This is a genomic window from Microcystis sp. M169S2, from assembly GCF_020245865.1.
Lineage (GTDB): Bacteria > Cyanobacteriota > Cyanobacteriia > Cyanobacteriales > Microcystaceae > Microcystis > Microcystis ichthyoblabe_A.
Genome location: NZ_JADBUB010000096.1, coordinates 1 through 8,157, shown reverse-complemented (window position 1 = coordinate 8,157; position 8,157 = coordinate 1). Strand labels below are relative to the sequence as shown.

The 8,157-nt window shown below is 46.1% G+C and carries 7 protein-coding genes; 4 read left to right on the top strand and 3 right to left on the bottom strand.

Translation table 11 applies throughout. From position 1 onward, the window contains the following. Positions 1–182 precede the first annotated feature (182 nt). From IM485_RS09865 to IM485_RS09855, 3 genes are read right to left on the bottom strand one after another with little or no spacing between them, the layout of a single operon-like run. Positions 183–701 carry a TolB family protein gene (locus IM485_RS09865; protein WP_287742755.1) on the bottom strand — a complete coding sequence of 173 codons (519 nt, stop codon included), beginning with the start codon at positions 699–701 and terminating at the stop codon, positions 183–185. Next, complete coding sequence (locus tag IM485_RS09860; protein WP_104398309.1) at positions 698–1,234, bottom strand: TolB family protein; 537 nt, start codon at positions 1,232–1,234, stop codon at positions 698–700. The genes IM485_RS09865 and IM485_RS09860 overlap by 4 nt, the downstream gene beginning before the upstream one ends. 12 nt (positions 1,235–1,246) lie before the next feature. After that, positions 1,247–2,062 carry a Ycf66 family protein gene (locus IM485_RS09855; protein ID WP_287742753.1) on the bottom strand — a complete coding sequence of 272 codons (816 nt, stop codon included), beginning with the start codon at positions 2,060–2,062 and terminating at the stop codon, positions 1,247–1,249. A gap of 773 nt (positions 2,063–2,835) precedes the next feature. Here IM485_RS09855 and IM485_RS09850 point away from each other — a divergent pair. The 4 genes from IM485_RS09850 to IM485_RS09835 all read left to right on the top strand — a co-directional run bounded on the left by IM485_RS09850 (position 2,836) and on the right by IM485_RS09835 (position 7,924). Beyond that, positions 2,836–4,527, top strand: coding sequence for an iron uptake porin (locus tag IM485_RS09850; protein ID WP_104398307.1), 1,692 nt, complete (start codon positions 2,836–2,838; stop codon positions 4,525–4,527). Between the two features lie 156 nt (positions 4,528–4,683). After that, on the top strand, positions 4,684–6,459 hold the full coding sequence (pyk, locus tag IM485_RS09845) for a pyruvate kinase (RefSeq protein ID WP_287742750.1): 1,776 nt from the start codon (positions 4,684–4,686) through the stop codon (positions 6,457–6,459). Between the two features lie 166 nt (positions 6,460–6,625). Continuing rightward, positions 6,626–7,438 carry a C-phycocyanin alpha-cysteine-84 phycocyanobilin lyase subunit CpcE gene (gene cpcE, locus IM485_RS09840; RefSeq protein ID WP_104398306.1) on the top strand — a complete coding sequence of 271 codons (813 nt, stop codon included), beginning with the start codon at positions 6,626–6,628 and terminating at the stop codon, positions 7,436–7,438. Between the two features lie 54 nt (positions 7,439–7,492). Further along, on the top strand, positions 7,493–7,924 hold the full coding sequence (locus IM485_RS09835; protein ID WP_287742747.1) for a DUF29 domain-containing protein: 432 nt from the start codon (positions 7,493–7,495) through the stop codon (positions 7,922–7,924). The last annotated feature ends 233 nt before the right edge of the window (positions 7,925–8,157 follow it).

The following is an 8,157-nucleotide window of genomic DNA, read 5'->3' as shown; positions in this document are numbered from 1 at the left end:
CTCCAGCTACATCAAATGTTCCAAAAAAATATAGAAGAGCTAATGCAAATTAGCCGCTATCGGTTGAAGGATTACATCAAAGGACAAAGAGCGATATCGCTTGCCCTATCTACCTTCTAGCTCGCTTGTCCCCCTCTCAGAACCCTAACAACAATTTTTGATTTTTACAAGGGGTCTAATAATCACTGATTTTCATTGACTAATACCCGTCCGGATAGATCGTAAATCATAATATCCCATTGGCCATTTTTTGCCACTTCAAAAGCCACTTTAGAACCATCGGCACTGATGATCGGATTGCGTACTTCCGCGAGCAGATCGGGAGCAATTTCCCTTCTCTGTTGAGTTTGTCGATCGTACAGATAAATCGCCGTTTTTCCCTGACGACTAGCAGTAAAAACGATATAACGACCATCTTCACTAATGGAAGGACTAGAAGCGATCTGATCGAGAGAATTTAGGCCGGGTAAAGGCAATAAACGGCGATCGATGGCATCAAAAAGATAGATAGCTTGGGAACCATTGCGATCGGAAGCAAAAACGAGATAGCGAGAGGCAAGATAGGGAGTTAATTCACTAGCAGCACTGTTTAAACTTCTCCCCCCTCGATCGAAAGGAAAAGACAATAAACTGGGATAACCCGCACATCCAGTTAACAAACTAATTACAGCAACAAGACTAATAAAAAAATGACGTTTCACGGTTTGGGACTTTCAACGGGACTGCCATCGGCAATATCTAACTCGATATTCGGACCGCGATCAAAAACCTCCACATCCCATTGTCCCCGACGAGCGGATTCAAAGACAAGATAACGACCATCGGGACTAAGACGGGGATTTCGCAACCAACCGCGATAATTTTGACTCAATAACTCAGAACGATCGGTAATGCGATCATATAAAGCGATGACGGGACGACCCTCAATAATCACCACATAAGCCAGATAACGCCCCGTTTGGCTTAAACTAGGGCTATCGGTAATTTCTTGACCCGTATATAATCCCCCTAGGGTCTGGTATTGTTTTGTCTGCAAATCATAAAGCAGAATCTGATTACTACCGCGACGATTAGACAGCAAAGCAAGCCAACGACCATCACCGCTCAGGGCAGGTTTTTCGTCATTATAGCGACTATTGAGGGTTCCTGTAGATAAACCGGGGTTATTGAGATTACAACCCCCTATAACCCCTAAAAACAAGCAGATAAACAGCAAAAAGAGAGCTTTGGTCATCGGACCTAATCCTTAATAATCAAACCTAGTCGGATTATCATTACTCGACTCCCGTTCACTATTATCCGGTCTCTCCCAATCTTCTTGATCGCTCGTATCCCTAGGATCGATCGGTTGATAATCGACGTATTCACCTTTAAATGGCGGATCGTCCTCAATTATTGGGCGAGGACGACGTTTTTGTCCAGTGCGGGGCGGTTTACTGCTCGTTTCTTCACTAGCGGGACGACGACGGGGACGGGGACTGGTTTCTTCCCAATCATCACCGCTACGGCGCTGATCATAAACATCTCGATCGCTAGTGGGGGAACTATTGCGGGGACGACGATTAGCCGTTTTGCGACTGCTAGTATCGGCCGGCCGACGGGTGCGGGTGCTGCGGGGTTCCTCGTCCTGATAACTAGAAGTGCGGGAAGAGCGGGGCTCCTCGTAACCGCGTAAACGGGGATTATCTTCGTAACGTTCCTCTGGTTCGTAGGTGTCGAGGGGTTCCAATTCGGCCCGATATTCCCGACTCACAGGACGTTCATCCACAAAAGAGGTGCCGCGACGGGCCTGTTCCGTGGTTAAACCCCGCAATTTTACCGTCTCGAAGGCAAAAAACACCGCTGCCCCAGTCAGCAAAAATTGTCCGAATTGCAAAATCGGATCCAGTCGCCACCCTTGAAAAAGTAAAATTAAACCGCACAGTAACCCAACGGCGGCAAAAAATATATCATGATCCCTGGAAAGTTCCGGCCGCACCGAGCGCAGGAAGTATAACCCGGCTCCGGCTACTGCCAGAAAAATTCCTAAGATACTGGCCGAATTCAGCCCAAAATTGACCATCTTTATCTCCCTTCTCGGTGCTTAAATTCAAGAATCGAGTCTTTATCTATAGCGGTCAGCCATTAGCCGTCAGTTTTCAGCAGCAATCTTGCTGTTTTTAACTCAAGGAGTCGATCTATATCCTAACCCCCAAGTCTAGCACTATATCTATCATCCTCGATTCTAACTTACTTGATCGAGTCTAGTTTAAACAACTATTGTTAGGGAGGTGGGGAGATTTTATCAGTGATCAGTAAACAGTAAACAGTAAACAGTAATCAGTGAACTGAAAACTAATCACTGATAACAAGGGCTGAATCTAAGACCTGATTGGTTAAGCTAAAAGCTTTGATGTGCTTAGTTTCTAACCTTCTTTTTAGGTAGGAGAATTGTCAGATTCTGTCTTTTGCCTGTTGCCTCTTGCCTTCAGAAGCTGATAACTGATCACTGAAAAGGCTGAGATTTTAACAAAATCTTTAGGAATTACCCATTGACAGGATTGACAAAATGTGTTCTAGGGGTTTCGGGCATTTGAACCTGATTTCTTGATCACCTTTGAGCGATCGCTTCTGAAACGACCAATTTTCATCGATGCACATCATGGTTAATTTGTCAAGGGAGTAAGTCCTAATTTTAATAAGATCAGACAGAAATTTTTCTGTCATATCATAAAATTAACTTAACCCAGCCAAGAGGGAATTAGCATAGAATGTGAGTATAATTCAGGCTAAGCAAATAGTCTGCTTGTATCCATAGTTCATTCAATCCATAGAATAAGGTGTGAGGATTGACCCATGTCAAAACTAATCAAGAATTTAACAAAGGTAACTCCTTTAGTATTGGGTGCTTCCCTGGCCGCCGCAGGTGGTGCCGTAGCTCAAACTGTTTCCGGTACACCTCAACTCAAAGTTGATCCGGTAGCACAACAACAACTCGATCGCATTCAACGCGCCCAAAGTAGTCAGCAGATCAATACAAGTGTCTATCAGGGTTCCATGTCCCAGGTGACTAGCGTTAACCAACTGCGGGACGTATCTCCCACCGCTTGGGCCTACGAGGCATTAAGAAGCCTTGTGGAACGTTACGGTTGTATCGTTGGTTATCCCGACCGTACCTTTCGTGGTGATCGGGCCACCACTCGTTGGGAATTTGCCGCCGGTTTAAACGCTTGTTTAAACGTCATGGAACGCTTAATTCAAGATGGTGTCGCTGTACTCAGAGAAGATATCGATAAACTAAAACGTCTTGTTCAAGAATTTGAAACCGAACTAGCGGCCTTAGGGGCTAGAGTAGATAACCTGGAACAGCGCGTTTCTTTCTTGGAAAACAATCAATTTTCCACCACCACCAAACTCAGAGGTGAGGTCATCTTCAGTATCGCCGATAGCTTCGGTGGTCGAGCTGGCGTTAGAAATACCAACGGTACGGAGACTGATGGCAGCAATCAAGATGAAAGTCAAACAGTATTTAATAATCGGGTACGACTCAACTTTGAAACCAGCTTCACCGGTAAAGATTTGTTAAGAACCCGTTTACAAGCGGGTAACTTTAACAACACTTTCAACCAAAACGGTCCGACGAGAACCAACATGACTCGTCTAGCATACGATAATGGCCAGAACAACGATGTCACCATCGATGACTTGTTCTACCGCGCTCCCATCGATACTCCCTTCGGTAAAATCACCGTTTGGGTTGGTGCTAACGAGTTAAACCTAGATGACGTTTTCATCACTACTAACCCCTTCCTCGCCGATAGCGGTACAGGTGCTTTGTCTCGCGGTCAACGCTACAATAACATCGTCTTCCGCGGTCCCGATGGTGTTGGTGCGGCGGTCAGATTTAATGTCGGGGATGTTTTCCAAGTCACAGGAACCTACCTAGCTAGTGGTGGCACTAATGGAGCCAGCAATCCTAACCCTGGTAGCGGTTTATTTAACGGTTCCTACAGTGCTGGCGCTCAGGTTGGTTTCTCCTTCATCAAATTTGCCGATATTAACTTCGTCTATGTTCGCAGTTATCAAACTGCGGATAGTATGAGTTCTGGTTTATTCGGTAACATCAGCAGCCCTCTGACTGAGCGTCCCTTCGGTAACGTTGCTACTGTAGCCGACCGTTTCGGTCTTCAAGCGAGCGCCCAGGTTATCCCGGGAGTCTTAAATCTAGGGGCATGGGGGGGTTATGCCAATGCCTCGGCCACGGGAGTTAATGCTGCGATCGGAGACAATAACACTGGTATCTGGTCTTGGAACCTTAATCTTTCTGTCCTCGACCTCTTTGCGGAAGGTGCGGCCTTTTCTTTAGGTGGTGGTCAAGTACCCCGTTCCGACAAAGAACGCAGAACCTCTTACATGGTAGAAGCCCAGTATAAGTTCCCAGTCACCAAAAACATCCTGATTACCCCCGGTGCCTATGCGGTCTTCAACGCTAACAACGCTGATAACGCCATTTTGGTAGGTGTCATCCGGACAACTTTCCGTTTCTAAGCTGAGTTGACGGACTCGATCAATAAGAACGGTGGGATTTGTAGATCTCACCGTTTTTTTACTTTTAACTTTTCACTGGATATAGCCATTTATGAGAAGATGATCGGAGCGTCCCAAACGCTGCTATATTTACTTCGCCTATTTAGTTGCTTATCTATGCACTCTCTGTCTTTCCCCCGTCGCACTAAAATTGTGGCCACGATTGGCCCAGCCTCGCAAAATAAGGAAACATTACGTCAGATGATCAAGGCGGGGGCGACGACATTTAGATTAAACTTTTCCCATGGCGATCACGATTACCATCGTCACAGCATTAACCTGATCCGTCAGTTAGCCTTTGAACTCAATCAACCGATTGGCATCCTTCAGGATCTGCAGGGACCAAAAATTCGTTTAGGTAAATTTGCCTGTGGGTCGATTACCCTGAAACCGGGGGAACCCTTTATCCTTACTTCTAGGGATGTGGAATGTAATCAGGAAATCAGTTCCATTAGCTATCCCTCTCTGGCCCAGGAAGTCCCAGAAGGTTCGAGAATTCTCCTCGATGATGGTAAAGTCGAAATGCGGGTGGAATCAGTGGATCGCCTGAAAGGTGATCTTTCCTGTCGCGTGGTGGTTGGGGGTGTCTTATCCAGTAATAAAGGGGTAAATTTTCCCAACGTCTATCTATCGGTGAAAGCTTTAACCGATAAGGACAAAAAAGATTTAATGTTCGGACTGCTGTGGGATGTGGATTGGATCGCCCTCAGTTTTGTGCGTAATCCCCAAGATATTCTCGAAATTAAAGAATTAATCGCCAGTGCGGGTAAATCTATCCCCGTGATCGCTAAAATTGAAAAACACGAAGCGATCGAGGAAATGGAGGCAATTTTATCCCTCTGTGATGGTGTGATGGTGGCTAGGGGAGATTTAGGAGTAGAATTACCAGCCGAAGACGTGCCAATCCTGCAAAAACGCCTGATTAATACTGCTAATCAGCTAGGCATCCCGATTATCACCGCCACTCAAATGCTTGACAGTATGGCCAGTAATCCTCGTCCCACCCGTGCCGAGGTTTCGGACGTGGCTAATGCGATTTTAGATGGCACTGATGCGGTCATGCTTTCCAATGAAACGGCTGTGGGTCATTATCCCATCGAAGCAGTGGCAACCATGGCCCGCATTGCCGAAAGGATCGAACGGGAACAGATCAATAGTGCCGCTCGCTCTAACAATAAACAATCGATTCCTAACGCTATTTCCTCGGCAGTTAGTCAAATTGCCGAACAATTGGGGGCAGCGGCAATTATTACCCTGACAAAAACCGGCTCTACTGCCCGTAATGTCTCCCGATTTCGCCCCAAAACCCCGATTTTAGCCGTTACCCCCCATCGAGAAGTGGCACAGCAGTTACAGCTAGTTTGGGGCGTAAAACCGATGTTATTACTCGATTTACCCTCCACCAGCCAAACTTTTCAAGTGGCGATGAATCTTGCCCAGGAAAATAACCTCCTCGCGGATGGTGATTTAGTGGTGATGACGGCGGGAACTCTGCAAGGGGTGGCCGGTTCCACGGATTTAATTAAGGTGGAAGTGGTAAAATCCCTTTTGGGCAAGGGTACAGGTATCGGCCAGGGTTTGGCCAGTGGCCGGGCGCGAGTGGCCCATAATGCCCGAGAAGTGGGTAGTTTTAGTAGTGGGGAGATTTTAGTCGTTCCCACCACCAGCGCCGAATATGTGGATATGATGCGGAAAGCTGGCGGAATTATCACCGAAGATAATGCGATGAACAATCACGCCGCTACTATCGGTTTAAAATTGGGTATTCCTGTTATTGTCGGGGTTAAAAATGCCACGAAAATTATCCGCGAAGGGGTGATCATTAGTCTCGATGCTCAACGGGGTTTGATTTATTCTGGTATTGGCAAGGGTGCGGCGACTATGAAAAACTGAGTCGGTCGTCAGTATTTTCCGAGTTAGGAGACAGGAGACGGGAGACAGGAGGCAGGAAACAGGAGACAGGTTTTATTTATTCTCCCCATCCCCCCACTTCCCTACACCCTACACCCCACACCCCACACCCTACACCCCAACACCCCACACCCATTTTCACTTGTCTATGAGCGATTCTTACTCTCCTCCCGTCGATAATCCGGCCTATACTGTTGAACAAGCGATCGCTAATATCCAGCAAAGAGAAGACCTAGGAGCGCGTTATTACGCCGCTTGGTGGTTGGGTAGATTTCGTGTTCGTCAACCGGAGGCGATTTCGGCGTTAATTGCCGCTTTAGAGGACGAAAGCGATCGCACCCCTGACGGTGGTTATCCCCTGCGACGCAATGCCGCCAGCGCTTTAGGGAAATTAGATGATCTCAGTTGTCTTCCCGCTTTGATTGCCTGTCTCGAATGCGAGGATTATTATGTGCGCGAATCGGCGGCCCAAGCATTGGAAATGCTTCAGGATCGAAGCGCGATCGCAACTTTAAAGAAACTATTAGAGGGTGGCATCGAAGTGGCTGTTTTAGTGGCGGGAAAACCCCATTTAGTCCAACCCTACGAAGCGATTATCGAGGCCTTGGGAACCCTGCAAGCGAGGGAAGCGATTCCCCTCATCGAACCGTTTTTAAAGCATTTCGTCGAAAAAGTGCGTTATGCGGCTGCTCGCGCCCTCTATCAACTCACGACTAACCCCCACTATGGCGATATTCTGATTAAGGCTTTGCAAGGGGAAGAATTACAGCTGCGTCGTTCTGCTTTAATGGATTTGGGTGCTACGGGTTATCTGCCGGCTGCTCCTGCGATCGCTAATACTTTGGCGGAAAATAGTCTGAAACTGGTTGCTCTCAAGGAACTTTTAGAAAACCATCTGAAAACCAATTCTAGTCACGAAAATATCTCGGAAATTCTCACTTTAATGGATGGTTTATTGTAATCAATAATTGGTTATTTTTTATCTAAATTCAAACCGATAAAATCCAGAGGTTTTGTGATAATTCAAACTGATTATGTCGGCTGGCTGAACGAGACAATCACTCTGTTAAAACAAAAAAACTTTGATCAAGTTGACTGGGAAAACTTGATTGAGGAGATAGAAAGTTTGGGCAGAACTCAAAAACGTGAACTCCGCAACCGGTTAACGACCATCTTAGAACAATGCCTCAAACTTTGCTATACTGACTACGTTGAGGATTATCGAGGTTGGCAAGAAACTATCGGGCGCAGTCAACGGGAACTAGAAGAAATTTTAAGCGATTCTCCTAGTTTAAAACCCTACTGGGAGCAAGTATTTTTAGATTGCTATGCCAAGGCTTTAAAAAGCTTGCGAGATAACCCCGATTATCAATCCTTTAACTTTCCCGATGATTGTCCTTTTCCCCAAGAAATTAGTCAGATTTTACAGAAAAAAGTTTGGCGATAAAATTATCTTGGACTAAGTTTCTAGGTCATTGGTTTATGGGGTAGGCAAATATCCTAAAACAGGATAGAGTATTGATATTCATCCTGTTTATAACTGGACCTCCCCGTTGACAAAAAGGCATAAGCTGTGCTGTAGGAGGGATTAAAAGAATTTCTGGCACCCCGTTACTGGGTACAAATCAGGGAAACTCCCAATAAATCTAACGCTTTTTGTTGCAGTTGGGTCGGTCGAGT